The sequence below is a fragment of the Arcobacter defluvii genome (assembly GCF_013201725.1).
GTDB classification, from domain to species: Bacteria; Campylobacterota; Campylobacteria; order Campylobacterales; family Arcobacteraceae; genus Aliarcobacter; species Aliarcobacter defluvii.
The window spans coordinates 2,583,703-2,610,235 of sequence record NZ_CP053835.1; the positions used below are offsets into that span (position 1 = coordinate 2,583,703).

A 26,533-nucleotide genomic window follows, 5' to 3' on the forward strand; every position below is an offset into this window, starting at 1 on the left:
TTATTTATTTTTTAATTTATTCCACATAGCTTCATCAGGTGAACCTACATAATCCATATTATCAACACCATGTTCTATTTTATACCATTTTAAAACTTCTGGGATAGTTGCTCCTCCACAGTTTCCTTGGAAAATTTGATGAGGAGGTAACCAAGCTTGAATATATTTTTCAGGCTGTGCATCAAATATCTCTTTACAACCATCTGAACAAGTATGGAAAATTTCTCCATTAAACTCTGAAGTTTTATGTGTATAAACGTGAGGATTTCCACCTTCAATATCTGTAAATCCTAATGGAATCTGACAAGTTTGACAAACTAAAGGTAAAACTTCTGAATAAAATCTTTCACCTTTTTTCTCTAATTCTATATATCTTTCAAACATTGGTCTATAATATTTATCAAAAGTATCTGGATATTTTTCACTTAACCAATTCATTTTATTCTCATCTGGCATCCAAGTATGGAAAGCCGCTGCATTTGTATGATTATAAAAAATATTCCATACTTGATGAGATAAATGTCCTTTTTCTGCAACAATTGTATTAATTAATTTTTCTGGAACTTTAATTCCATATTTTTCTAAATCTTTATAAAGTGCCATACAGTTTTGTTCGATATATAACTCAACTGCTTCACCCCATGAAGTTGGAGAGTTAGGTAACATATAATCCATCATCATAGCCACAAGACCTAACATTCTATAACCTCTCCATAACCATTTATCCATCCATTTTTGAACAATTGGTACATTTTGAGCATCTTGTTCTAACATAAATTTAATAGCAGAAAGTCCAAGTGTCATATGTCTTGATTCATCACTTTGAGCAGAGAACCCAAATGTAACAGTTGCCATATCTCCGTTATATGCAGCTCCACTCATAAATGGTACAAATAACAGACTCGTTAAAACAAACTCAAAAGAGAATGAGATAGCTGTTAAATACTCAAAAGGACCAGCTGTACTTGCATCATCACCAAATGATTTTGGAACAGATAAATACCAAATTCTATCATGCATAGTGCTATAATCATGAAAACCATCAAAATATTTATTATAATGACTCATAGTATGAACTTGAGTTTGGAAATGTCTTAACTCATCAATAGCTTGCATTTGACAAGCAATTGAAGCACCTTCACCTCTAAAAGCACGTGCTGCGTGAGAAAAACCTTGAACAACTTTATATTCAAGTGGTGTTACACCTGTTAAAAATAGTTTTAATGCATTTACATATCTTGCATCAGAAATATTTTTTTGTGCATTATTTTGTGCAAATGCATCAATAATTGAATAAAGTTTTTTATCTTTTTCAGCTTGTAATTTCCAATAAGAATCCATAGTCATTCTAAATGGGTCTTCCCAAGCTTCCCAATCATGGATTTTTAATCCTTCCATCTCTAAAAAAGGAAAAACATCTTCTTCTTTTTGATAAGTTGGATTCCAACCAAGTCTTGTCATATATTTATATGCGTCTTTTTTATTTAATCTTTTTTTTCTAGGCTCTACACTCATAATATTTTCCTTTATCTATGTAAATTATTTATTAATTATTCCAGTACACAACAAATTCATCATCTGTTTCTTCTATTTGACCACCTAAAGAAATAAGTACTAATTGTAACTCTTCAGGATCCCAACTTCGTCCCAATTTCTCACTTACAGTTGATGCTTTCACAGTAATTTTTTCAGGTCGTTCAATTTGAATCATTGCTGGTTTATTTGTAATTACTACTCCTTCATTGTCTTCTTTTATTGCTTCTGCAATAGTTCTACCATCTTCCGTTGCTTGAAGACATAATAATGCTATACTCGCTGACATATATTCACCTTTTTTTAATTTATAAACTTATTCCACATTTATCTAATCTTTGTACTAAATCAAATTTCGCAGTTGATATCAATTCTTTTGGATTATTCGAAAAAGACACTAAAGTTTCCATTGTATTTTCCATTATTTCTATATCCTCTTTAATCCAAGAAGTTAATAACTCTTTATTTTCATTTGATTCATTTGCCATAACTTTTACAACACTATCAATCCACTTAATAGTTTCTTCAAACCAAGAAACAATAAATTCAGTCAACATTGAAATAGTCATTTCTTCATTTTTTGCCATCTCTTTTGAGAATTCATTTATCATCAAGGGAATAACAAATCCATCAAATACTAAGTTTTGCTTTATAAACAATCTAATAGGATCTTTCTCAACAAAAGAATCTTCAACTGCCTTTCTTAAACCTTGCCAATTAGGGCAGTTTAACCAAGCATCTTTTCCAGCATCTAGTTTTGAGACATCATTATCACAAAGTAATAAAATTATTTTTGTAATATGTTGAGCCATACCTAATCTATCTTCTGCTTGAAATAGACAAGCACTCATCATAGCTGTTCCATAAACTCTATCTACAATTGCTAGATTATTCATATTAGCACCATACTCATAATGTCTTAAAGGTGTTAAGAAATCAAAAACTTTTTTCAAATTATCTTTTTTGATAAAATTAACTAAACCTCTTTTTTCAACAAATTCAAAACTTTGCTCATTTGCTGCATTTTGAGAAGCTCTTGTTGATACATAAGACATATAATGAAACTTTCTAGGGTCCAACAAATCATACCAATCATTCATTTTGATTTTTGTTCTATTCTTATCATAGATTTCAAATTCTGGTTCCCATTGAGGTCTGTAATGAAAATTTTCTGTTGGTTGTGCATCATACATAGCTTCTTCATATCTTGAAGCAGGTCTATCTTCACCTAATCTTTTTGCAACATGCCCAAAAGTATGTCTTTTTGGTTCTATTTCAATACTTGCGATATTTAATTCCATATTTTTTCCTTAAACTTAATTTAATCCATATTTCCAATTTTTATTATCAATTAATAGTTCATTTTCTTGCTCTTTAGTAAAAAATGAAACTCTATTATTTTGACAAAACTCAATAAAAGCTCTGTATGGTAAAAGTAACTCAACATTCATAACTGCTTCACCTACTGCAAAATTAAATTCTACAAATCCACCATCTTTTATATTTATGATTTGTACAAATTTTTTTTCATTTGGCATAAGTTCATACATAAAACCTCCTAATTAAATTACTCATTCAATCTTTAGAACAAGAGAATACTATGTAAATAAAATCGCAAATTATTCGCAAAAAATCATAAAAAAAATAAAATTTGATAAAATACTTCAAAATATAAAAGGATGCTATATGAGTTCAATGAAAAAGCACTTTTTCAATAATAAAAATATACCTGCAAAATTTTCCATTTTTTATTTGATAATGGGAGTTATAGGTATAATTTTTCTTGATAGATTTTTGAATATTTATTTTACTTATGGAGAAACAAGTGAAAATTCAGGTTCTACATTGAATTTTTTGTTTCTTTTTTTGATATTTAGTGTTTTAATTTTATTTTTTATTTTAAACCATATGCAAAAAGTAATTTCAAAAATTGATAAATCATACAAAGATTTAAAAGAAAAAGATAAAGAAAGACTTATGCCTTATGAATTTGCATTAAATAATTCAGTTGATGGTATTTATTGGTTTACAATCGATGCAAAAATAGTATATATAAATGATGCAGCTTGTAAGATGTTAGGTTATGAAAAAGAAGAGTTATTAGGAAAATATCTTGAAGTTATGGATATAAATTTTAACAGACAAACTGCTATTGAAATAATGCATAAAATAAAAAATACAGAGAATTGGATTTTGGAAACGAGTCAAAGAAAAAAAAATGGAGAGATTTTTCCAGTTGAAGTTTCAGGACATGGATTTACATATGGAAATCAGGAATATATTTGTGCATTTGGAAGAGATATTTCACAAAGACAAGAAATAAATAAAAAATTTAAAGATATGAATATTGAACTCCAAAAATCCCTAGATGAAAAAGAGATTTTATTAAAAGAGATTCATCATAGAGTAAAAAACAATATGGAGATTATTTCTTCTTTATTAGCTATGCAATTAAGACGTGCAAAAGATGATGAAGTAAAATATATTTTAAAACAAAGTAAAAGTAGAATCAACACAATGGCATTAGTACATGAATTTTTGTATTTAGGAGAAAATTTAGCTTATATAAATCTTCAAGATTATATAAAAAGATTAGTTCAAGATATAAAAGAATTATATATTTCTCAAAATACAAAACTAAAAGTTGATTTGCATATTGATAAACTTATTTTTTCAACAAATAGATGTATTCAAATAGGAATGGTAATACATGAACTTTGCGTAAATGCTCTAAAATACGCCTTTAAAGAAGATAGAGAAAATCTACTTTGTATTCATATGAAAAAAATAGGAGATAAAATTCATGTAAAGATTAGAGATAATGGAGAAGGATTAAAAGATATAAATTGTTTGTATAAAAGCGAATCAATAGGAATGCAATTAATCCATTCTATAGTAGAAGATCAATTAGATGCGATTATTGAATTTAGAAATAATAATGGCTTAGAATGTAATATTATATTTTCAAAAGATGAGGAAGAATAATGAATAAAATCAAAATATTAATAGTTGAAGATGAATCAATTATTGCATTAAACTTAAAAGAGACTCTTCTTGATTTAGGTTATGAACCTTGTGGAGTTGCACCAAATAAATGTAAAACTATGAAAATATTGGAAAAAGGTATTGTTCCTGATTTAATTTTAATGGATATTTATCTAAAAGGGCCTACGACAGGAATTGAACTTGCAAAAGAATTAAAAAATATAATTCCTTCAACTCCAGTTGTATTTTTAACAGCAAATTCTGAAGTAGCAACTATAAAAAAAGCTTCTGAAACTTTTGCTTATGGTTATATTTTAAAACCTTATAAAAAATCAAATTTACATGCAGCAATAGAAATAGCTTTAAAAAAATCTGCTCAAGATAATACAAAAACAAAAAAACTTGAAGCGGTTGAAAATGTAAACAAAACTTTAATTCATCAACTTGAATTAAACAATGAGCAAAGATCTCGTACTATTCAACTAAAATATGGATATTTATTTGATAAGGAAAAGGAAATTTTATATTATGGAGATGAACCTGTAAAATTAACTACAAAAGAGACAAAAATTATAAAATATCTTTGTGATAGTCCAGGTCATAATGTTTCTCAAGAACAATTAGAATACGCTATTTGGCAAGATGAACCAGCAGGTTATGCAGCTTTTAGATCTGTATTATTTAGACTTAGAAATAAAATTCATAAAGATTTAATTACAAATCAAAATAATACAGGCTATAAAATAGAACTTTTTTAGATAGGTTTTACCTATCTATTTTCATAATTTCTTCTTTTCCTATAAAAGTTTTGTTATTTGCTTCTGAAAAGATATTTTTTGCTATTTTATCAGTTTGAATAGCTATATCAAAAGTTTGATTCATTATTGAACCATTAAGTTTTGTTTGAGAATCTAAATCATCAATAATACTATTAACTTCCAATATTCCTTTTTCTTGTTTTGAACTTAGATTTGTTATTGTTTCTATCATGATTGTGGATTTGTTTATATTTTCTAAAAGTTCATCATAACCTTTTATCATTGTACTCGAAATATTTTTACCTTCATTTGCTTTGCTTGTTGCATTTTCAACTAATTGTTTTATCTCTTTAGCTGCTTCTGCACTTCTACTTGCAAGATTTCGCACTTCACCTGCAACAACGGCAAATCCACGTCCAGCTTCTCCAGCAGTTGCAGATTCAACAGCTGCGTTTAAAGATAAAATATTAGTTTGAAATGAAATTTGATCTATTATCATTATTGCTTCATTTATTAAATTAACTTGATTTGTAATTTCATCCATTGAATGTGAAGTATTTAAAGCTAATTTTTGCCCCTCTTTTGCAGAAATATTTAATTCTTGTGCATATTTACTTAGTTCTGAAATATTTCCATTACTTTGAACAATAACATCTGTGATATTTTTTAAAGAATCATTTGTTTTATCTAAAGAGACTACACTTTCTTTTGTTGAATTATTTAAAGTATTTATATACTCTATTAATTTATTTGATGCACTATCTAATGTAATTCCTCTTAATAACGATTGTTTTAATAACTCAGAAATCTCTTCTGTTAGAAAATTAATATTTTCAATAAACTCTGCAATTTCTCCTTTTTGATTCCTTATTTCTACTTTATTTATAAACTTGTAACTACTAAACTCTTTTAGTACAACTGATATTGATTCTATATTTAATCTAAGTTCATTTATCATCGAATTAAAAGCTTCACATAAACTCTTCAATTGTGGATTATTTGGAACTTTTTCTACTTTAACATTCAAATAACCTTTATTAATTTGAGATACTATATCCAAAACATTTTCAACTGTTTCATTATCTTTTTGTATACCATTTTTTATTTTATATATATTTTCATTTATAATTTTTGACATTTTGCCAAACTCATTTCTATCACTCTCTTTCATAAATTTAATATCTTTTGATTCATTTGATAAATACCTAAAAAATGAGAGTAAACCTTCTTGAAAAGTTTTTAAAGAACGTTTAATATCAACAAAAACCATATAAGTTATTAAAACTGCTAAAATTACACTAATTACAAAAATTGTAACTATGATATTTAAAATATTTTCTTTTATTTTTTTTGAATTTTCATAAAAATCTTTTCCATTTTTTTCTGCTAACTTTGTCAAATCATCCATTTGTTTATATAAAATAATGTCATGAGGCATTGCTTTTTCTTTTATAAGTTTTCCTGCAAGTTGCATATTTCCACTTATCATTGCTTCTACAACTTCTGTTCTTATAGGAATCCAAGTTGTAAACTGTTTTTTTGCATCATTAAGTTTTGTCTTATCACCTAAATAAGATTTTTCCAATAAATTAAATAATTCATAAATTTCTTTATCTATTTCATCTATATTTTTTAAACTTACTTGTTTCTCTTCATTTGAAGTAGTCAAGGCAATATCTTTTACTGAGCTTATCACTTTTGTTATCTTAAAACTAATTAATTTTGTTGTATTACTTACTTGATAAGGATAATTATAAAATCTTGAAGTAATTGATGCTAAATCCCGTATTTTAAAAATAGAGTAACTACTTATAAAAATTATCATAAATATAAGTATTGAAAATCCAAAAATTATTTTTGTATTAATACTTAAATCATTTATTTTATTCATTCTTTTTACCTTTTTTTATATTTGCTAATTATTTTCTAAATTAGCAACTAGACACTTTTTTAGATTGTTCCAAGAATGTAATCTTATTTAATTATAATCGCACAAAATTCGCAGTATAAAAAAAATAATAAAAAGCGATAACAATGCGATTTTTTTCATATATATTTAACTAAGAAATCATAAAGGATTATAAAATGGATTTAAAAATAGCTAATAAGACAGCCTTAATTACTGGTTCAACGCAAGGAATTGGATTTGAAACTGCTAGAAAATTATCACAAGAAGGTGTTAATGTTATTATAAATGGAAGAAATGAGAAAAAAGTAAATGATGCTGTTTTAAAACTAAAAGCTGAATTTCCAAAAACAAGAATCATTGGAATAACCGCTGATTTAAAAGATAATATTGGTTGTAACAAACTAATTTCTAAAATTCCACATATTGATATCTTAATAAACAATTTAGGAATCTTTGAACCAAAAGAGTTTAAAGATATTACAGAACAAGAGTGGTTGCATATGTTTAATGTAAATGTTATGAGTGGAGTAAGATTAGCTCAACATTATCTTTCTTCAATGATTGACCAAAACTGGGGAAGAATTATATTTATTTCTAGTGAATCAGCTATTCAAATTCCAAAAGAAATGATTCATTATGGGATGACAAAAACTGCACAAATCTCTGTTTCAAGAGGAATTGCTGAATTAACTAAAGGAACAAATGTAACTTCTAATTCAATCATTTTAGGACCTTCAAAATCAGAAGGTGTAGTACAATTCATAGAAGATTTTGCTAAACAAAATAATATAACATTTGAAGAAGTTGAAAAAGATTTTTTTAAAAATGTAAGACCAACTTCACTGATTCAAAGATTTGCCCAAGTTGAAGAAGATGCAAATATGATTGTTTATATAGCAAGTGCCTTATCAAGTGCAACTAATGGAGCAATTTTAAGAGCTGATGGGGGAGTTGTTCAATCAGCATTTTAAATAAAGGAAATAAATGAGAAATTATAAAATATCAATAATCAAAGGTGATGGGATAGGACCAGAAATCGTTGATGAGGCAATAAAAGTATTAAATGCAGCAGCAAAAAAATGTAATTTTGAATTAAATTATAAAGAATATCTAATGGGTGGTATTGCTATTGATACTACAGGTGTTCCATTACCACAAGAGACAGTTGATGGAGTTTTAAATTCTGATGCTTGTTTGTTTGGTGCAATTGGTGGAGAAAAATGGGATACACTTCCTAGAGAATTAAGACCTGAAACTGGATTATTAAAATTTAGAGAAGAAATGGGTGTTTACGCAAACTTAAGACCTGCAATTATTTATGATGAATTAGTAAATGCATCAACTTTAAAACCTGAAGTAATTACTGGCGTAGATATTATGATTGTAAGAGAGTTAATTGGTGGTATTTACTTTGGTAAACCAAGAGAGAATGATGGATTTAAAGCATTTAATACAATGGTATATACAAAACCAGAAATTGTAAGAATTGGTAAAACAGCATTTGAACTTGCAATGAAAAGAGATAAAAGAGTTTGTTCAGTAGATAAAGCAAATGTTTTAGAAGTTTCTCAACTTTGGAGAGATACTATGAATGAATTATCAAAAGATTACCCAGAAGTAACTTTAAGTCATATGTATGTAGATAATGCAGCAATGCAACTTGTAAGAAACCCAAAACAATTTGATGTTATCGTAACAGGAAATATTTTTGGAGATATTCTATCTGATACAGCATCAATGGTAGTTGGTTCGATTGGATTACTTCCATCAGCATCAACAGGGGATAAAACAGCAATATATGAACCAATACATGGTTCAGCACCAGATATAGCAGGGATGGGAATAGCAAATCCATTGGCAACAATAGTAAGTGCAGCAATGATGCTAAGATATTCTTTAAATGAAGAGAAAGCAGCAGATTTAATAGAAGAATCAATAAAATCAGTGTTAAAAGATGGATATAGAACAAAAGATTTAGCAGCATATGATGCAAAAGAAGTTTTAAATACTTCTGCTATGGGCGATGTCATTGTTAAATACGTAAGTAGATAGTTTTTTCTATATAAATATATATAATATATAAATCAAATAAGCTTTAGATAGCTTATTTGATTAGATATTTAGTTTTTTGGTAGTAATTTAATTGGAACTATTTGGAATTCATCCATATTCCAAACATTATTTTTTACATAAGGTTCGTTTTCTAACCATTCATCAATTTCTTCATCAGTATCAAAATCAACTAATAAAGTTGAACCAACCATAACATCATCTTCAACTAATGCTGCAGCATTGATTATTTTACCATCAGACATTAGTTTTCTTGTACCTTCAACATGAGCGGCTCTTGATTCAAGTCTTCTTTCAAGTGCATTATCATTGTCATAAGCAATTACTAAATATTGCATATAAATCCTTTTTATTTAATTTTAGCATTCTATCATAAAAATAAAATGACAAAATTAAATTATTACAAAGTAGTTGCAAATATGAATGTTATTGGATAAATTATTACATTCATATATCGAAATAAAGGTGTAATTTGCATATTAAATTGGAGTAATTCATCTATTTCTCTACCATTTAATAAATTTTTCATCAATATTAATTTAAAACTAATATCTAAAAATTTAAGAATTAATATTGAACTCATTAAAAAACCAAAATTATTCAAATAAAATGATAAAAATATTGTATAGAAAAAAGAAGGGTGTAATATAAAATATAAAAATATATTTTTTTTAAAAATTGAAAAATTGTTTTTTATCAAACCAAATAAAGTATCAGATTTCTGCCAATTTGATTCAAAAAACTCAATTGCAATAAAAATAAAAAATAAAGAAATGATTTCCATTTTATAATTAGTGAAGTTTCAATAAGGCAATAATTGCCTTATTGTTTTTTATTCATTACCAGAAAATTTAATTTTTTGGTTTTTATATAAACCTGTTCCAACTGGAATTGTTCTACCAATTACAACATTTTCTTTTAAATCTTCTAACATATCCATTTTAGCACTGATTGCAGCTTCTGTTAAAACTTTTGTAGTTTCTTGGAAAGAAGCAGCAGAGATAATAGAATCAGATGTAACAGCTGCTCTTGTGATACCTAATAATAAAGGTTCAGCAATTGCAGGATTTCCACCTAATTTTATAATTTTCTCATTTTCTAATTTAAATTTCTTTTTAGAAATCATATCTCCAATAATAAATTTAGTATCTCCACCATCTAAGATAGATACTTGTCTTAACATTTGAGATGTAATAACCTCAATATGTTTATCTGCAATATTTACCCCTTGAGATCTATATACTTGTTGTACTTCAGATACAATAAAGTAATGCAATGCTTTTTCTCCAAGAATTCTCAAAATATCATGTGGAGAAACTTGACCGTCAGTTAATGCTTCACCAGCATGAACAAACTCACCTTCATGAACTAAAATTTGTTTAGATTTTTCAACTAAATACTCAACATTATTTCCAGATTCATCTGAAATAACAATTTTTTGTTTATTTCTTAATGATTTTCCAAATGATACTACACCATCAAATGATGCTAATTGTGCAATATTTTTTGGACGTCTAGCTTCAAATAATTCAGATACTCTTGGAAGACCTCCAGTAATATCTTTAGATTTTTGTGTAGCTTTTGGTGTTTTACCAATAATATCTGCAACTTCTACTCTTTTCCCTTCTGCAATATTTAACGATGTTTTTGGATCTAAAGAGTATCTAATAATTTCTTTATCATCAGTTGCTAATATTACTGTTGGTTTATATCCACTAGGAATATATTCATTAACAACTAATTTAGATGTCCCAGTTAATTCATCAAATTGCTCAGAAACAGTAAGTCCAGGAATAATATCTTCAAATGAAATAATTCCGGCTTTTTCTGCAATTGTTGGGTTTGCATATGGATCCCATTCAGCAATTACAACTTGTTCATTTGTAATTGGTGCAGAAATAACTGAATCTTTTTCTACTTCAACATTATCATTTAATTGAATATGAGAACCTCTTGAAATATAATGTCTTAAAGCTTCTCTATCATCACCATCAACAATAACAGCAAATACACCTTTTTCAGTTACTGTATCACCTGCTTTTATATCATGTCTTCTTTCTAAATAATCACCAGTTAATTTATAGTATTTAACAAATCCTTTTGCACCAGAAATAATTTTTGATGTAATTGGAGCACCATCTTCAACTTTTAATTCAGAAGCAAATGGAATCCTATTTGGAATATTCCATCCATCTTTAATCATTTCAACTATAGATTCATTTTGATCAACTTCTTCACCGTCTCTATATGGTAAATATAATTTACCTTCAATTTTTCCTGAAACTCCAGCTAATTCATTTGCTTTTGCAACATCATTTTTTCTTAAATAATATTTTTTAGTTTCAGTACCATTTGAGATAGTTAAAATCGTCTCTTCATGTAAAGTTTCAACTGTTACTTTACCTTTAAATGGTGCATTGATTTTTGGTTCAACCAGTAATAATCCAGCATTTCTTCTATTTGCAACAATAATTTTTCCATCAGATTTTACATATTTTTTGATGTTATAATATCTAATAAATCCTTCTTTATCAGCTTTTAATTCTCTTTCTGTTTGAGTTGCACTTGCAGTTCCTCCAACGTGGAAAGTTCTAAGTGTCAACTGAGTTCCTGGTTCTCCAATAGATTGAGCTGCAACAACTCCTACAGCTTCACCTGGTTTTGCTTTTCTTTGCTCTCCAAGATTTAATCCATAACATTTTGAACATAATCCATTTTCTGCTTTACAAGTTAATGGAGTTCTAATTACTACTGATTTAACTTCTGCTTCAGTTACAATTTTTGCATCTTCTTCAGTTATTAGTGTACCTTCTGCAAATAATATTTCATTTGAAATCGGGTCAATAATATCTTCTGCAATTACTCTTCCTGTAATTCTCTCTTCTAAAGATTCAATTAACTCATTTCCTGATGTAATATCAGTAATTTCTATACCTTCGTGAGTACCACAATCTTCCATCGTGATTCTTACATTTTGAGAAACGTCAATAAGTTTTCTTGTTAAGTACCCTGCATTTGCAGTTTTTAACGCTGTATCTGCTAGTCCTTTTCTTGCTCCGTGAGTAGAAATAAAGTATTCAAGAACGTTTAGACCTTCTCTAAAGTTCGAAATAATTGGAGTTTCAATAATAGAACCATCTGGCTTAGCCATAAGTCCCCTCATACCTGATAACTGTCTAATTTGAGCTGCAGAACCCCTAGCTCCTGAGTCTGCCATCATATAAATAGAATTAAATCCATTTTTATCAGTTTTAACTAAATCCATCATTTCAGAACCAAGTTTATTGTTAACTTCTGTCCAGATATCAATAATTTTATTATATCTTTCTTGCTCAGTTAATAAACCTTGAGAGAATTGTTTTTGAACTTCAATAACTTCTTTTTTAGATTTACTAATATGACCAACTTTTGTTTCAGGAACTCTAATATCATCAATAGAAATAGATATACCAGCAGCTGTAGCATATTTAAAACCTAAGTTCTTAAGGTTATCTAAGAATCTTGGAGTTACTTCATAACCACCATGTTTATAAATATAATCAACTAAAGAACCAATATCTTTTTTCTTTAAAATTTTATTCCATAAATTTACAGGTACAAAACTTGGTAAAATTTCATGAATAATTAATCTTCCAACAGTTGTATGAATAACTTTATTATTTAATTTTGTTCTAATTTTTGCATGTAAATCTATTTTATTCATATCTAATGCAATCTTAACTTCATTTACATCAGTAAATAGTTTATGTTCACCTCTTACACCATCTTTTTCTAATGATAGGTAATAAATACCTAAAATCATATCTTGAGAAGGAACTGCAATCGCTCTTCCTGATGCTGGTAAAAGAATATTCATAGATGACATCATTAAAATTTTTGCTTCAGCAACTGCTTCTTGTGATAAAGGCACGTGAACTGCCATTTGATCCCCATCGAAGTCCGCATTAAAAGCAGCACAAACTAATGGATGTAATCTAATTGCTTTTCCATCAATTAATACTGGATGGAAAGCTTGAATAGAAAGTTTATGTAGAGTTGGAGCTCTATTTAACATAATTGGATATTCATCAACGATTTCGTTTAGACATTCCCATACTTCATTTGCTTCTGATTCAATTAATCTTTTTGCAGCTTTTAATGTTGTTGCATAACCTTTTTCTTCTAATTTAGCCATTAAGTGTGGTTTAAATAACTCTAAAGCCATTTTTTTAGGAATACCACATTGATCCATATTTAAAGTAGGTCCAACAACAATAACAGATCTTCCAGAGAAGTCAACCCTTTTACCAAGTAAGTTTTGTCTAAATCGTCCTTGTTTACCTTTAATAATTTCTGATAAAGATTTTAAAGGTCTTTTATTTGCACCTTTAACTGCATTTGCAGTTTTACCATTATCAAATAAAGCATCAACTGCTTCTTGAAGCATTCTTTTTTCATTTCTAATAATGATTTCAGGTGCATCAAGTTCTGTTAATCTTTTTAATCTGTTATTTCTGTTGATAACTCTTCTATATAAGTCATTAACGTCTGAAACAGCAAATTTTCCACCATCAAGTGATACAAGTGGTCTTAAATCTGGTGGAAGAACTGGAAGTTGAGTTAACATCATCCATTCTGGTCTATTTCCAGAATTTAAGAAGTTCTCAACAACTTTTAATCTTTTGATTATAGTTTTTCTTTTTGCTTCAGATTTTGTAGATTCCATATCTTCTTTTAAAACAGTAAGCAATTGGAATAAATCAATATTTTCTAATAAATCTCTTACAACTTGTCCACCCATGTTTGCTTCAAAACCAGTATGTTCAAATAAATCAGAGATAGTTCTATATTGTTCTTCATTCAAAATATCATATTTTTCAACTTTTTTAGTCTTTTCATTATCATAATAAGCTTCACCAGCTTCACTTACAATATATGCTTCATAATATAATACTCTTTCTAAATCTTTAAGTTTTACACCTAATAACGTACCAATTCTTGTAGGTAATGATGAAACCATCCAAATATGAGCAACAGGAGATACAAGTTCAATATGTCCCATTCTGTGTCTTCTTACTTTTGATGAAGTTACTTCAACTCCACATTTTTCACAAACAACACCTTTATATCTCATTTTTTTGTATTTACCACAAAGACATTCATAATCTTTTACTGGTCCAAAAATTTTAGCACAAAATAATCCATCTCTTTCTGGCTTTAATGTTCTATAATTGATAGTTTCAGGTTTTTTTACTTCTCCACAAGACCAAGATAAAATTTTTTCTGGACTTGCTAATCGTAATTGAAAAGCCGCAAAATCTTGCGGTCTTTCTAATTCTTTAATTTCAATTGGTGACAATATTTTTTCATTATTACTCATCGTTTTCTACCTCTCCAAAAATCTCTACATCTAAAGCTAGAGCTTTTAACTCTTTTGTTAATACGAAGAATGTTTCAGGTACACCTGAATTTGGAACATTTTCACCATTTGCTATTGCTCTATAAGCTTTAGTTCTTCCTTCAACATCATCAGATTTCGTTGTAAGCATTTCTTTAAGTACATTTGTTGCACCATAAGCTTCTAATGCCCAAACTTCCATCTCTCCAAATCTTTGTCCACCAAATAGAGCTTTTCCTCCAACTGGTTGTTGCGTAACTAAAGAGTATGGTCCAGTAGATCTTGCATGAACTTTTTCATCAACTAAGTGGTGAAGTTTAAGCATATACATATAACCAACATTTACTCTTTCTTTCATTTTATCACCAGTTTTTCCATCGTAAAGAACACATTTACCATCACTATCAATTTTTGCTAATTCAAACAGTTTTGCAAATTCTTCTGCTTTAACACCATCAAAAATTTGTGTAGCAAATCTTACACCTTTTGCCCAATCTTGACCATATTGAATTAATTCATCATCACTTAATGAATCCATAAATGCTTTTCCATTCATTAATTTTGCAACAGAAGCAATTTCGCTCATTTTAGTTCTTAATTCAGCAATAAAATCAGCTTTTTTAGCATCAAAAATATCTTGAATTTGAGCTCCCAATTTTTTACCAGCTAAACCTAAATGAACTTCAAGAATTTGTCCGATATTCATCCTAGATGGAACCCCTAGAGGATTTAGAATAACATCAACTGTAGATCCATCTTCTAAATAAGGCATATCAACTTTTGGAACGATATTAGAAACGATACCTTTGTTTCCATGACGTCCAGCCATTTTATCCCCAACTTTAATTTTTCTTTTAGTTGCAATATAAACTTTTACTTGTTTAATAACACCACTAGGTAAAATATCATCATGTTCTAAAATTTGAAGTTTTTCTTCGTGTTCATCTCTTAAATGAGCTTTCTGTTTAATAAAATGTTCTTTAATATCATTATAAGCTTTTTCAATCTCTTTTGAATAAGATGAAACAACTTTTTTCATTGCAAATCTATTAACATTGTTTAATACATCAACAGGAATTGTTTCACCTTTTTTATATGTGATATCATCAAGTTCAACATCTTTTATTAAAGTTGATTTTAATAATAAATCATTTATTTTTAAAATTTCTTCTCTATCAAGCATTAATAATTTATCATGATGTTTTAAATCTAATTCTGCTTTTTCTGCTTCAATTTCAGCTATTGCTCTTTCGTCTTTTTCATAACCTTTTTTAGTAAATACTTTTACATCAACAACCGTACCTTCCATTGATGTAGGGCATACTAATGATTTATTAATAACATGACCTGCTTTTTCACCAAAAATTGCTCTTAATAATCTTTCTTCTGGAGTTGGTTTAATTTCACCTTTTGGAGTTACTTTTCCAACTAAAATCATTCCTGGTTTAACAAAAGTTCCAATTTTTACAATACCTGAATTATCTAAATGAACAATTGATTCTTCTTTAACACCTGGTAAATCTCTTGTTATTTCTTCATTACCATGTTTTAATTCTCTACATTCAACTTCTTTTTCATAAATGTGAACTGATGTAAATGCATCTTCTTCTATTAATCTTTCAGATAAGATAATAGCATCCTCATAGTTATATCCATTCCATGGCATGAATGCAACCATTGCATTAACACCAACAGCTAATTCACCTTTATCCATAGATGGACCATCCGCAATAACTTGACCTTTTTCAACAAATTGACCTTCAGTTACAGCTATTCTTTGTCCAAATGATGTATTATTATTTGTTCTTACATTTTTATTTACAATATAATGATCAATGAAAGCACCATTTTCATCTTCACCTCTAACATAAATGTTTTTAGCATCAGCTTTTTCAACAAGTCCAGCTCTATTTGCTTTAATAGCTTCCCATGCATCTCTTGCAACTGTTTTTTCTAAACCAGTACCCACAACAGGTGCATTTGGTCTTAATAATGGAACAGCTTGTCGCATCATGTTTGATCCCATAAGTGCTCTATTGGCATCATCGTGTTCTAAGAATGGAATTAAAGAAGCAGCAACCCCCATAACCATTTGAGAAGAAATATCAATTAAATCGACACTACTTCTTTCCATTAGTAAGATTTCACCATCTTTTCTAGCTTCAATTAGTGATTCAACAATTTTTCCATTTTCATCAACTTTTGTTGAACCAGGAGCAATAACTAATCCCTCTTCTTGAGTTGCTGTATAGTATTTAATTTCATTAGTTACTACACCATCAACAACTGTTTTATATGGAGCTTCGATAAATCCTAACTCATTAACTTTAGAGAAAGTTGATAAAGTATTGATAAGACCGATATTTTGTCCCTCTGGAGTTTCAACAGGACAAATTCTTCCATAGTGAGTTGGGTGAACGTCCCTTACTTCAAATCCAGCTCTCTCTTTTACAAGACCACCTTCTCCAAGTGCTGATAGTCTTCTTTTATGAGTAACTTCAGATAATGGATTAGTTTGATCCATAAATTGTGATAATTGCCCAGATGTAAAGAATTCAGTAATTGTTGAAGTAATCATTTTAGAGTTAACTAAATCATGTGGCATAATATCTTCTAAAGTACCAGATAAAGTAGTCATTTTATCTCTAATTGCTTTTTGCATTTTGATTAAACCAGCATGTAATTCATTTGCTAATAATTCACCAATTGCTCTAATTCTTCTATTACCTAAGTGATCTCTATCATCAATATGACCATGTCCAGATTTAACTTTTACTAAATATTGAACTGTTTTAATAACATCTTCATAAGTTAAAGTAGTAACATATTCAGGTACATTAACACCAAGTTTATGATTCATTTTCATTCTTCCAACTTTTGTTAAGTCGTATCTTTCTGGATCAAAGAATAATTTTTTAACGAAATCTTTAGCAGCTTCTTTAGTAACAGGTTCACCTGGTCTCATAACTTTGTAGATTCTTATTGCTGATAAATCATTTTCATCATCAATTTGCTCAGTTTGTTTTAAAAGTTTTAAAGATTCTGCATCTGCTTTAAATGCATTAATAATAGAATTATCAATACCTGGAGCTAAATCATTTGCAATATCAAAATTATCAAAACCTAAATCTAAAAGTTTTTTTAATTTTAATTCATCTAAATTTGTTAGTGCATCAAATAATACTTCTCCTGATTCTGGATCATAAATAGTATTAGCTGTACTTCTATCCATTAATTGTTCCAATGGATATTCAATTAATTTTAAACCACCTTCAATTAAAGCTTTTGCTTTTCTAAGTGTTAATCTTTTTCCAGCAGCAATAACTAAATTACCTTTATCATCTTTTACATCATATTCAATTCTTCCCATAAAATCATCAGGGTTAAATTCTGTTAAAAATTTATTATTTTTAACTTTAATATTTACAATTGGATAGAATAATTTAACAATATCTTCTTTTGAATAACCTAATGCTCTAAATAAAATAGTAACTGGTACTTTTCTTCTTTTATTAATTCTTACATATAATACATCTTTTGCATCATATTCAAAATATAACCATGAACCTCTGTCTGGAATAATTTGACCAGTATAAATAAGTTTATTGTCAGCTGTATTTGATTCTTCTTCTTTAAAAATTACACCAGGTGATCTATGTAATTGATTAACAACTACCCTTTCAACACCATTAACTATAAAAGAAGTTCTATCAGTCATTAAAGGAATTTCTCTAATAAATAAAGATTGTTCTTTCATATCTTTAACACCGATTTTTTCACCAGTTTTTTCGTCTAAATCCCATAAAGTTAATCTAATATTGATTTTTAGAGGAATAGAGTATGTTAATCCTCTAACCATTGATTCTCTTACATCATATTTAGGTTTACCTACTTCTGAACCTAAATAATCTAGTGTAATTCTGTTTTGAACGTCATGTATAGGGAAAATAGATTTAAATACTTTTTCAATTCCAGCAGCAGATCTCTCTTCTTGACCTATCATCAAGAAAGTATCATACGAAGTTTGTTGTAGTTGTAATAAGTTTGGAATTTCAATTTGTTGTGGATTTTTTGCAAAATCAACTCTAAGTCTATTACCAGATTTTAAAGAGTTTAACATTGTCGGCCTTGTTATAAAATTTGGTTAAGTTTGCTTTTATTTATATAAAGCACAAAAGCATCCATAAAGGATAGGGTTAAAATTTCTATTAAATTTTAACCTTAGCCCTCAAAGATGCCTAACTATATACAGGGAAATCCCTGTATAACAGTCAATAATTACAAAGTAATTATTTAATTTCTACTTTAGCACCAGCTGCTTCTAAAGCTGCTTTAGCTGCTTCAGCATCCGCTTTTGAAATTCCTTCTTTGATTGTAGAAGGAGTTTGCTCAGCTGCATCTTTAGCTTCTTTTAATCCTAAACCAGTTAATGCTCTAATTTCTTTAATTACATTAATTTTTTTATCACCTGAATCTAAGATAACAACATCAAACTCAGTTTTTTCTTCAGCAGCTTCAACAGCAGCTACAGCACCACCAGCAACTGCTACAGGTTGAGCAGATACACCAAATTTTTCTTCAAATTCTTTAACTAATTCTGATAATTCTAATACAGATAAACCAGAGATAAATTCTAAAACGTCTTCTTTAGAAATTGCCATTTCATTTTCCTTATTATTTTTTTATTTTAATATTAATAGCTTAAATAATTAAGCTGCCTCTTCTTCTTTTTTTCTTCTAAGTGCATCAAGACCAATAGTAAAGTTTCTAACTGGCCCCATCCATACAGATGCAAGCATACCAAGAAGTTCTTCTCTAGATGGTAATTTAGCAAATGCATTAACAGTAGCAAAGTCAGCAATTTTACCTTCAATGATACCTGATTTAATAGCAAATTTTTCTTTGTTAGTAGATGCAAATTTATCAGCTACTTTACAAGCTGAAATTTGATCTTCAGACCATAAGAAAATATTTGTACCACTTAATTCAACATCACCAAGCTCTGCATTTTTAACAGCAACAGTAACTAAAGTATTTTTAGCAACTTGAACTTTTGTATTATTTGCTCTTGCTTCTTTTCTTAAAGATTCTAATTCTTTGTGAGTTAGTCCTTTGTAATCACAAACAACAACCGCTAAAGAAGATTTAAACTCTTCTGTTAAAAAATTAATAATTTTTGATTTTTCTTGTCTAGTCATTTTTTCCTCCCTTCAAAACATCGACTTAGGCGGGACTTACAAGAAACGGAGGTGTCTCTTACCAGCTGTCTTCAGTTTTATTTCAGTGCTTTGAATAACACTCAATAATAAAGATTCTATCTTTATTATTGAATGTTAAAAAAATTAGATAAGGTTTACCTTATCTAATTTCCATTAATTCCATATTATCTAAAACAATTGATGGACTCATAGTTAATGATACAGCTGCATTAGTAATATATCTACCTTTTGCAGTTGATGGTTTTGCCTTATTAATTGCCGCCACAAATGCTGCAATATTTTCTCTAATTGCTTCTGATGAAAAAGAAACTTTCCCAACTGCTGCTTGCATATTACCTTTTTTATCAACTCTATATGTAACTTGACCACCTTTAGCATCATTTACAGCTTTTGTAACATCCATAGTTACTGTTCCAGTTTTAGGATTTGGCATTAAACCTTTTGGTCCTAAGATTCTTCCAACTTTTCCTACAATTCCCATACAATCAGGAGTTGCAATTAAAACATCAAAATTGATATTTCCAGCTTGGATAGCTTCTGCTAAATCATCATTACCAACAATATCTGCACCTGCTGCTTTTGCTTCATCCAATTTTAAACCTTTTGCAAATACTGCAACTCTTACAGTTTTACCAGTTCCATTTGGAAGTACAACCGCACCTCTAATCATTTGGTCAGCATGTCTTGGATCTACATTTAAATTAAGTGCGATTTCAACGCTCTCATCAAATTTAGCTGATTTTAATTCTTTAACTGTATCACAAGCTTCAGCTAAAGAGTATTTTTTATTTTCTATTTTTTCAGCTAATGCTTTATATCTTTTTGAAATTTTTGCCATTATTTTCTCCGCAAGTTTATTATTTTGCTACCGCCATTATAAGTCCGGTGGTAAGACTTTCTCAAAACAGATTCTTATAATTCTGTTTCAATACCAATTGATCTAGCAGAACCCGCAACAATTTTTGCAGCAACTTCTCTATCATCTGTATTTAAATCTTTGATTTTTAAATCAACTATTTCCATAATTTGTTCTTTTGAAAGTTTTCCAACTTTATTTTTAAGTGGATTACTTGAACCTGTTTTAACACCTGAGATTTTTTTAATTAAATCTGTCATTGGTGGTTGTTTTACTTCGAATGTAAAACTTTTATCTGTATAAACAGTGATAACTACAGGAATTCTATATCCTGCTTTATCTTTTGTTTTTTCATTAAAAGCTTTACAAAATTCCATAATATTAACACCTCTTTGACCTAAAGCTGGTCCAACAGGTGGTGATGGATTTGCAGCACCCGCAGGTATCTGTAATTTTAGTAGCCCTTGAATTTTTTTAGCCATGCTATTCCTTTAAAAAAATTTTAATGATTAGACATTAGGCAAGAAAACTATATGTTAAGAAGCTAGTTTTTTTGCCTAATGCCTATAATAAAAATATCAAATTACTCTTTCAACTTGAGTATAAGATATTTCAACAGGTGTATTTCTTCCAAAAATTGACACATTTAGTTTCAACAATCCAGAAACCATATCAAAATCTTCAACTAAGCCATTAAAATTAGCAAAAGGACCTTCATTAATTCTTACCATTTCACCTTCATCAAATGAAACTTTTGGCTTAGCTGCTGCTCTATTTTTAACTTTTTCTAAAATTAGATTTATATCTTTTTCTGAAAGTGCAGTTGGTTTTTTCGATTCACCAATAAATCTTCCAACTTTTGGCATTGATTGAATTCTATGCCATAAACCTGTATCTAAATCAATTTTCGCAAACGCATACGCAGGATATAATGGTCTTTCTACAATAGATTTTTTACCTTTTTTTATTTCAATTAAATCTTCAGTTGGAACTAAAACTTCTGCTATTCTATCATCTGCCATTTCTTCTGCTAATTTAATTAAAGCTTTTTTTACAGATAATTCACTACCAGAATAAGTTTGTATTGCATACCATTTATGTGCCATTTTAATTCCTTAATTGATTATCGAAGATAAACTTAATGACATTATTCCATCAATAAGAGCTAAAAATAGTGTAATTACAGTAACAACTATAAAAACAGATAAATATGCTGATCTAATTTGTTCTTTTATAGGAAAAATTACTTTTAGTAATTCAGATTTTGCGCTAGCATAATAATTTCTTAATCTATTCACCATTAACTCCGTTTTTGATTGCTTCATTAAGCTTTAAATTCTTTCAAAAAAAGAGAACACTTCTTTTAAAAAAATTTAAGTGGCAGGCCAGGAGGGACTCGAACCCACAACCATCGGATTTGGAATCCGGCGCTCTACCATTGGAGCTACTGACCTATAATTTTGAACTTGTAGTTAAAAACTACAAGTTCAATTGTTTTAAGATTTTAATTTTACTTCTTTGTGCAAAGTATGTTTTTTTAATCTTGGACTATATTTTTTTACCTCAAACTTTTCAGTGTGAGTTTTTGGATTTTTCCATGTAGTGTAGTTAATATCTCCACTTTCTTGACATTTTAATCCTATTTTAATTCTTACTGCATTTGCCATAACAATCCTTATTCAATGATTTCAGCAACAACTCCAGCACCTACAGTTCTACCACCTTCTCTAATAGCAAATTTAGTACCTTTGTCTAGAGCAATTGGAGCAACTAATTCAACTGTCATTTCTACATTATCACCTGGCATAACCATTTCTGTACCTTCTGGTAATGTACAAGAACCAGTTACGTCTGTTGTTCTTACATAAAATTGTGGTCTATATCCTGAGAAGAATGGAGTATGTCTACCACCTTCTTCTTTAGAAAGGATATACACTTCACATCTGAATTTTGTATGTGGAGTAATTGTTTTAGGTTTACATAAAACTTGTCCTCTTTCTACTTCTTCTTTTTTGATTCCTCTTAAAAGAATACCGCAGTTATCTCCAGCTTGACCTTGTTCCATTTCTTTTCTAAACATTTCAACACCAGTTACAGTAGTTGTTTTAGTATCAGAGAATCCAACGATTTCAATAGTCTCACCTACTTTAATTGTTCCTTTTTCAATTCTTCCAGTAACAACTGTTCCTCTTCCTGAGATAGAGAATACATCTTCAACTGGCATTAAGAAATCTTGATCAACATCTCTTTCTGGAGTTGGAATATAAGAATCAACTGCATCCATTAAAGCTACAACTTTTTCTGCCCATGGACCAACAGTTCCAGCTTTAGCTTCTTCTAATGCTTGGAATGCAGAACCTGCAATAATTGGAGTGTCATCACCTGGAAAATCATATGTAGATAATAATTCTCTAATTTCCATTTCAACAAGCTCTAACATTTCGTCTTTGTCTTGCTCATCAAGTTGATCTTCTTTGTTCATAAATACAACGATATATGGAACTCCAACTTGTTTTGATAATAAGATATGCTCTCTTGTTTGAGCCATTGGTCCATCAGTTGCAGCAATAACTAAGATTGCTCCATCCATTTGTGCAGCACCAGTAATCATGTTTTTAACGTAATCCGCGTGTCCTGGACAATCAACGTGTGCATAGTGTCTTTTATCAGTTTCATACTCGATATGAGAAGTAGCAATTGTAATACCTCTTTCTCTTTCTTCTGGAGCATTGTCGATTTGATCATAATCTTTCATCTCTCCACCATATTTTACTGCAAGAACAGCAGAAATAGCAGCTGTCAAAGTAGTTTTACCGTGGTCAACGTGTCCAATTGTACCGATGTTAACGTGTGGCTTATTTCTTGAAAATTTTTCTTTTGCCATAGAATTCCCCTTCTAAATTTTTGGTTATTGCCCTCTGAGTAGATAAGCCCACTAGGCTTCTCTATTCAGAGGGGATTTTATTATTAATTTTTGCAATTTAAAATTGCGTTGCGTATTATATTTAATAAATACTAAAAAAAACTTTAATGGGAGTTAAATAAATAAAGAGTTATAAAAAATTGTGCTTATAACTCAGCTCCCAGTAATCAATAAAATATGGAGCGGGAGACGAGACTCGAACTCGCGACAGTCTGCTTGGAAGGCAGAAGCTCTAGCCAACTGAGCTACTCCCGCAACATTGCGTGGTGGTGAGAGAAGGATTCGAACCTTCGAAGCCTAAGGCGGCGGATTTACAGTCCGCAGGATTTGACCACTCTCCAACCTCACCGTTGAAAAATATTATTGTTCTGGTCAAGCGCTGTCTTTTAGATTACGCACGACATAAAAATGGAGCTGGTGAAGGGAGTCGAACCCCCGACCTGCTGATTACAAATCAGCTGCTCTAGCCAACTGAGCTACACCAGCACCAAAAAATAAAATGGTGGTTCGAGACAGAATCGAACTGTCGACACAAGGATTTTCAATCCTTTGCTCTACCGACTGAGCTATCGAACCAATGCAAATTGGAGTGAGATTATACAAGTAGTTTTATTAATATTTGCTTAAACTATTTACTAATTCTTTAAATTCATTACCACGATGTGCATAAGACTTAAATTGATCCAATGATGCAGCAGCTGGAGATAAAATACCTATACTTTTTTCTTTCATATTATTACTCATTTTTTCTACTGCAATATATAAATAATTACATTTTTCTACTTTTATTGAATATTCATTACAATAATCAACTATTTTATCTGTGTTACTTCCAATTGCATAAACAATTAAATCTAGATTGTTTATATTTTCAAACAAAGGTTTTAAATTTGCACCTTTATCATCTCCACCTAATATAAGATGTAAATTATCTTTTCTATATGGAGTTAAACCATTTATAGTCGCATCAACATTTGTTGCTTTGCTATCATCAATCCATAATCTATTTTTTTTATCAAAAAATTCTTCAACTTTATGTTTATCTATTTTAAATTGGTTTATTAAATCATAATTAATTTCATCAAATATAATTTTTCTTGTAACCATTGCTAAAATTGCATCTAAAAGAAATGGCTCTTTAAAATTAATTTTAGATTTATCAAAACCAAAATGATTACATAAATCATCACTATTATTATATGTTATAACAAAAGCATCTGTTTTAAAATCTTTAAATTCAGAAGGGATGATTGCTACATCATTTTCATTCATTAATTCAAGAGGTTTTAATTTTGCATTTTTATATTCTTCAAAAGAACCATGCCAAGTTATATGATCTTCTGTTATTGGCAATAATAAATAAATATTAGGTTTTGACTTATAAGTATAATGTAAAGTAAAAGATGAAGTTTCTAAAATCCATATCTTTTTATTTTCATCTAAATGACTTAATGGTATTCCAATATTTCCACCACAAACCGAATCATATTCATTTAATAAGTGTTGACACATTTGTGTTGTAGTTGTTTTTCCATTTGTTCCAGATATCCAAATAGAAAAAGGCATAATATCTTGAAATAAATCATAGTCACTAATTACATTATTTGAATTTAAAACCATTTTATTATAAGGTGGAATTCCAGGACTTACAACAGTTAATTCATCACTACTTTTATCATATGTATCAAAATCTTTGTCGTCATATAATGTAGCGTTAGGAAATTTATCTTTTAAAGCTAATGCAGTGATACCTTTGCCTAAAATTCTTATTTTTTTGTTATTTATTTTCATTACTTTTTCTTTATCTGATTTTTAAACTTAATAAAGCTACTAAATTTGTCATAAATGCAATAATCCAGAATCTTACAATAATTTTATTTTCTTTCCAGCCTTTTTTCTCAAAATGGTGATGAATAGGTGCCATTAAAAATATTCTTTTTTGTCTTAACTTATAAGAACCAACTTGTAATATTACAGATACTGTTTCTAAAACAAAAATAAATCCAATTGCTAATAATAATATTTCTGATTTCGCAACAATTGCCATATAGCCCATAAATGCACCTAAAGGTAAAGAACCTGAATCACCCATAAATATCTCTGCTGGATGAGAGTTAAACCATAAGAATCCAATCAAAGCTCCACATATTGCACTTCCCATAATCGCTAATTCACCTACAGTTTGAATATTTGGTAACAATAAATATGTTGAAAAAACTGCATGTCCAGTAACATATGCTAATACTGATAAAGTAAAAAATGCCATTATAGAAGGAACTGTTGCTAAACCATCTAATCCATCAGTTAGATTAACAGCATTAGAAGACCCTACAATAATAAACATCCAAAAAACTACTGCTAAAATTCCCATATTAAATAAAGGGTATTTATAAAAAGGTGTATATAATTCACTTGAATGTCCATAATGATAAGCTATAAAAGCAATAATTGCAGCACAAAGAAATTGTAATATCAGTTTTGCTCTTGCACTCAAACCTGCTGAATTTTTATCTTTTGATATTTTAGAATAATCATCTTGCATACCAATTAATGAAAAAAGAGCTAAGCATAATAAGCCACCTGCAACATAATAGTTACTTAATTTTGCAGTAAGAACTGTAGCAATTATTGTTGAAAAAATAAAAACTACTCCACCCATAGTTGGGGTTCCAACTTTTGTTTGATGACTTTCAGGCGCAAGTTCATAAATTGGCTGCGATGCTTTCTTTTTTTTCGCCCAACTAATAAACTTTGGCATTAAATACATTGTTAAAACAAAAGCTATAAAAAAACTCATTCCAGCTCTCACTGAAATATATTGAAAGATGTTAATCTCTAGGTGTCTATAAAACCAATAAAACAAACTTGAACCTTGATTTTGATATAATTGCGCGATTATAATA

The 26,533-nt window shown here is 29.0% G+C and carries 23 protein-coding genes and 5 tRNA genes; 4 read left to right on the forward strand and 24 right to left on the reverse strand.

What is annotated here, in order from left to right; genetic code table 11:
- From ADFLV_RS12905 to ADFLV_RS12920, 4 genes are read right to left on the reverse strand one after another with little or no spacing between them, the layout of a single operon-like run.
- A complete protein-coding gene (locus ADFLV_RS12905) occupies window positions 1-1,515 on the reverse strand; it encodes a ferritin family protein (RefSeq protein ID WP_129011630.1) in 1,515 nt (504 codons plus the stop codon).
- A 31-nt stretch (window positions 1,516-1,546) separates the two neighbouring features.
- On the reverse strand, window positions 1,547-1,822 hold the full coding sequence (locus ADFLV_RS12910) for an MmoB/DmpM family protein (protein WP_129011629.1): 276 nt from the start codon (window positions 1,820-1,822) through the stop codon (window positions 1,547-1,549).
- Window positions 1,823-1,841: 19 nt separating this feature from the next.
- Window positions 1,842-2,834, reverse strand: a complete 993-nt coding sequence (locus ADFLV_RS12915) for a ferritin family protein (protein WP_129011628.1) — start codon at window positions 2,832-2,834, stop codon at window positions 1,842-1,844.
- Between the two features lie 15 nt (window positions 2,835-2,849).
- The gene (locus ADFLV_RS12920) at window positions 2,850-3,083 is read right to left on the reverse strand and encodes a phenol hydroxylase subunit (protein WP_129011627.1); all 234 of its coding nucleotides are present in this window, start codon (window positions 3,081-3,083) and stop codon (window positions 2,850-2,852) included.
- A 136-nt stretch (window positions 3,084-3,219) separates the two neighbouring features.
- On the opposite strand from ADFLV_RS12920, the gene ADFLV_RS12925 reads away from it, so the two are divergent.
- Entirely contained in the window at window positions 3,220-4,518 is a 1,299-nt protein-coding gene (locus tag ADFLV_RS12925; protein WP_129011626.1) for a sensor histidine kinase, read from the forward strand.
- Complete coding sequence (locus ADFLV_RS12930; protein ID WP_014475166.1) at window positions 4,518-5,276, forward strand: response regulator; 759 nt, start codon at window positions 4,518-4,520, stop codon at window positions 5,274-5,276. The genes ADFLV_RS12925 and ADFLV_RS12930 overlap by 1 nt, the downstream gene beginning before the upstream one ends.
- A gap of 7 nt (window positions 5,277-5,283) precedes the next feature.
- Here the strand turns inward: ADFLV_RS12930 and ADFLV_RS12935 are convergent, their stop codons facing one another.
- Window positions 5,284-7,167: a methyl-accepting chemotaxis protein gene (locus ADFLV_RS12935; protein WP_129011625.1), complete on the reverse strand. Its 1,884-nt coding sequence runs from the start codon at window positions 7,165-7,167 to the stop codon at window positions 5,284-5,286.
- A 194-nt stretch (window positions 7,168-7,361) separates the two neighbouring features.
- Between ADFLV_RS12935 and ADFLV_RS12940 the strand changes: the two genes are divergently transcribed.
- Both ADFLV_RS12940 and leuB read left to right on the forward strand, forming a co-directional pair.
- Window positions 7,362-8,156 carry an SDR family NAD(P)-dependent oxidoreductase gene (locus ADFLV_RS12940; protein WP_014475168.1) on the forward strand — a complete coding sequence of 265 codons (795 nt, stop codon included), beginning with the start codon at window positions 7,362-7,364 and terminating at the stop codon, window positions 8,154-8,156.
- Between the two features lie 13 nt (window positions 8,157-8,169).
- A complete protein-coding gene (gene leuB, locus ADFLV_RS12945; protein WP_172658809.1) occupies window positions 8,170-9,237 on the forward strand; it encodes a 3-isopropylmalate dehydrogenase in 1,068 nt (355 codons plus the stop codon).
- Window positions 9,238-9,305: 68 nt separating this feature from the next.
- Here the strand turns inward: leuB and ADFLV_RS12950 are convergent, their stop codons facing one another.
- From ADFLV_RS12950 to mraY, 19 genes are all read right to left on the reverse strand, one after another.
- A complete protein-coding gene (locus tag ADFLV_RS12950) occupies window positions 9,306-9,593 on the reverse strand; it encodes a YciI family protein (protein ID WP_129012187.1) in 288 nt (95 codons plus the stop codon).
- A 62-nt stretch (window positions 9,594-9,655) separates the two neighbouring features.
- Window positions 9,656-9,838, reverse strand: a complete 183-nt coding sequence (locus ADFLV_RS15165; RefSeq protein ID WP_228712415.1) for a hypothetical protein — start codon at window positions 9,836-9,838, stop codon at window positions 9,656-9,658.
- Window positions 9,839-10,087: 249 nt separating this feature from the next.
- Window positions 10,088-14,614 (reverse strand): DNA-directed RNA polymerase subunit beta', encoded by a 4,527-nt coding sequence (gene rpoC, locus ADFLV_RS12960; RefSeq protein ID WP_129012189.1) that lies wholly within the window; start codon window positions 14,612-14,614, stop codon window positions 10,088-10,090.
- Window positions 14,607-18,752 carry a DNA-directed RNA polymerase subunit beta gene (rpoB, locus tag ADFLV_RS12965; protein ID WP_014475173.1) on the reverse strand — a complete coding sequence of 1,382 codons (4,146 nt, stop codon included), beginning with the start codon at window positions 18,750-18,752 and terminating at the stop codon, window positions 14,607-14,609. Before rpoB ends, rpoC begins: the two co-directional genes overlap by 8 nt.
- Before the next feature lie 169 nt (window positions 18,753-18,921).
- On the reverse strand, window positions 18,922-19,293 hold the full coding sequence (gene rplL / locus ADFLV_RS12970) for a 50S ribosomal protein L7/L12 (RefSeq protein WP_014475174.1): 372 nt from the start codon (window positions 19,291-19,293) through the stop codon (window positions 18,922-18,924).
- Window positions 19,294-19,341: 48 nt separating this feature from the next.
- Window positions 19,342-19,830, reverse strand: coding sequence for a 50S ribosomal protein L10 (rplJ, locus tag ADFLV_RS12975; RefSeq protein ID WP_129012190.1), 489 nt, complete (start codon window positions 19,828-19,830; stop codon window positions 19,342-19,344).
- Window positions 19,831-19,990: 160 nt separating this feature from the next.
- Complete coding sequence (rplA, locus tag ADFLV_RS12980) at window positions 19,991-20,689, reverse strand: 50S ribosomal protein L1 (protein WP_014475176.1); 699 nt, start codon at window positions 20,687-20,689, stop codon at window positions 19,991-19,993.
- Window positions 20,690-20,763: 74 nt separating this feature from the next.
- Window positions 20,764-21,189, reverse strand: coding sequence for a 50S ribosomal protein L11 (gene rplK / locus ADFLV_RS12985; RefSeq protein ID WP_014475177.1), 426 nt, complete (start codon window positions 21,187-21,189; stop codon window positions 20,764-20,766).
- A 96-nt stretch (window positions 21,190-21,285) separates the two neighbouring features.
- Entirely contained in the window at window positions 21,286-21,813 is a 528-nt protein-coding gene (nusG, locus tag ADFLV_RS12990; RefSeq protein WP_014475178.1) for a transcription termination/antitermination protein NusG, read from the reverse strand.
- 9 nt (window positions 21,814-21,822) lie between these two features.
- Window positions 21,823-22,005, reverse strand: a complete 183-nt coding sequence (gene secE, locus ADFLV_RS12995; RefSeq protein ID WP_129012200.1) for a preprotein translocase subunit SecE — start codon at window positions 22,003-22,005, stop codon at window positions 21,823-21,825.
- Window positions 22,006-22,085: 80 nt separating this feature from the next.
- Window positions 22,086-22,161 (reverse strand) — tRNA-Trp (locus ADFLV_RS13000).
- A gap of 42 nt (window positions 22,162-22,203) precedes the next feature.
- Window positions 22,204-22,374 carry a 50S ribosomal protein L33 gene (gene rpmG / locus ADFLV_RS13005; protein WP_014475180.1) on the reverse strand — a complete coding sequence of 57 codons (171 nt, stop codon included), beginning with the start codon at window positions 22,372-22,374 and terminating at the stop codon, window positions 22,204-22,206.
- 8 nt (window positions 22,375-22,382) lie between these two features.
- Window positions 22,383-23,591: an elongation factor Tu gene (tuf, locus tag ADFLV_RS13010; protein WP_129012191.1), complete on the reverse strand. Its 1,209-nt coding sequence runs from the start codon at window positions 23,589-23,591 to the stop codon at window positions 22,383-22,385.
- Window positions 23,592-23,808: 217 nt separating this feature from the next.
- Window positions 23,809-23,885: transfer RNA gene (locus ADFLV_RS13015), tRNA-Gly, on the reverse strand.
- 9 nt (window positions 23,886-23,894) lie between these two features.
- Window positions 23,895-23,979: transfer RNA gene (locus ADFLV_RS13020), tRNA-Tyr, on the reverse strand.
- A 60-nt stretch (window positions 23,980-24,039) separates the two neighbouring features.
- Window positions 24,040-24,116, reverse strand: a tRNA-Thr gene (locus ADFLV_RS13025).
- 14 nt (window positions 24,117-24,130) lie between these two features.
- A tRNA-Phe gene (locus ADFLV_RS13030) sits at window positions 24,131-24,206 on the reverse strand.
- A 36-nt stretch (window positions 24,207-24,242) separates the two neighbouring features.
- Entirely contained in the window at window positions 24,243-25,421 is a 1,179-nt protein-coding gene (murD, locus tag ADFLV_RS13035) for a UDP-N-acetylmuramoyl-L-alanine--D-glutamate ligase (protein ID WP_129012192.1), read from the reverse strand.
- 10 nt (window positions 25,422-25,431) lie between these two features.
- The gene (gene mraY, locus ADFLV_RS13040) at window positions 25,432-26,493 is read right to left on the reverse strand and encodes a phospho-N-acetylmuramoyl-pentapeptide-transferase (RefSeq protein ID WP_041654902.1); all 1,062 of its coding nucleotides are present in this window, start codon (window positions 26,491-26,493) and stop codon (window positions 25,432-25,434) included.
- Window positions 26,494-26,533: the final 40 nt, after the last annotated feature.

Bases quoted from the DNA above. Each gene is read 5' to 3' on its own strand.
- tuf (WP_129012191.1), bottom strand. From the start codon at position 23,591: ATGGCAAAAGAAAAATTTTCAAGAAATAAGCCACACGTTAACATCGGT.
- rpoB (WP_014475173.1), bottom strand. From the start codon at position 18,752: ATGTTAAACTCTTTAAAATCTGGTAATAGACTTAGAGTTGATTTTGCA.
- ADFLV_RS12950 (WP_129012187.1), bottom strand. From the start codon at position 9,593: ATGCAATATTTAGTAATTGCTTATGACAATGATAATGCACTTGAAAGA.
- ADFLV_RS12935 (WP_129011625.1), bottom strand. From the start codon at position 7,167: ATGAATAAAATAAATGATTTAAGTATTAATACAAAAATAATTTTTGGA.
- ADFLV_RS12905 (WP_129011630.1), bottom strand. From the start codon at position 1,515: ATGAGTGTAGAGCCTAGAAAAAAAAGATTAAATAAAAAAGACGCATAT.
- ADFLV_RS12910 (WP_129011629.1), bottom strand. From the start codon at position 1,822: ATGTCAGCGAGTATAGCATTATTATGTCTTCAAGCAACGGAAGATGGT.
- rplK (WP_014475177.1), bottom strand. From the start codon at position 21,189: ATGGCTAAAAAAATTCAAGGGCTACTAAAATTACAGATACCTGCGGGT.
- rplJ (WP_129012190.1), bottom strand. From the start codon at position 19,830: ATGACTAGACAAGAAAAATCAAAAATTATTAATTTTTTAACAGAAGAG.
- rplA (WP_014475176.1), bottom strand. From the start codon at position 20,689: ATGGCAAAAATTTCAAAAAGATATAAAGCATTAGCTGAAAAAATAGAA.
- rpmG (WP_014475180.1), bottom strand. From the start codon at position 22,374: ATGGCAAATGCAGTAAGAATTAAAATAGGATTAAAATGTCAAGAAAGT.
- ADFLV_RS15165 (WP_228712415.1), bottom strand. From the start codon at position 9,838: ATGAGTTCAATATTAATTCTTAAATTTTTAGATATTAGTTTTAAATTA.
- rplL (WP_014475174.1), bottom strand. From the start codon at position 19,293: ATGGCAATTTCTAAAGAAGACGTTTTAGAATTTATCTCTGGTTTATCT.
- ADFLV_RS12920 (WP_129011627.1), bottom strand. From the start codon at position 3,083: ATGTATGAACTTATGCCAAATGAAAAAAAATTTGTACAAATCATAAAT.
- rpoC (WP_129012189.1), bottom strand. From the start codon at position 14,614: ATGAGTAATAATGAAAAAATATTGTCACCAATTGAAATTAAAGAATTA.
- murD (WP_129012192.1), bottom strand. From the start codon at position 25,421: ATGAAAATAAATAACAAAAAAATAAGAATTTTAGGCAAAGGTATCACT.
- ADFLV_RS12930 (WP_014475166.1), top strand. From the start codon at position 4,518: ATGAATAAAATCAAAATATTAATAGTTGAAGATGAATCAATTATTGCA.
- leuB (WP_172658809.1), top strand. From the start codon at position 8,170: ATGAGAAATTATAAAATATCAATAATCAAAGGTGATGGGATAGGACCA.
- ADFLV_RS12925 (WP_129011626.1), top strand. From the start codon at position 3,220: ATGAGTTCAATGAAAAAGCACTTTTTCAATAATAAAAATATACCTGCA.
- ADFLV_RS12940 (WP_014475168.1), top strand. From the start codon at position 7,362: ATGGATTTAAAAATAGCTAATAAGACAGCCTTAATTACTGGTTCAACG.
- ADFLV_RS12915 (WP_129011628.1), bottom strand. From the start codon at position 2,834: ATGGAATTAAATATCGCAAGTATTGAAATAGAACCAAAAAGACATACT.
- nusG (WP_014475178.1), bottom strand. From the start codon at position 21,813: ATGGCACATAAATGGTATGCAATACAAACTTATTCTGGTAGTGAATTA.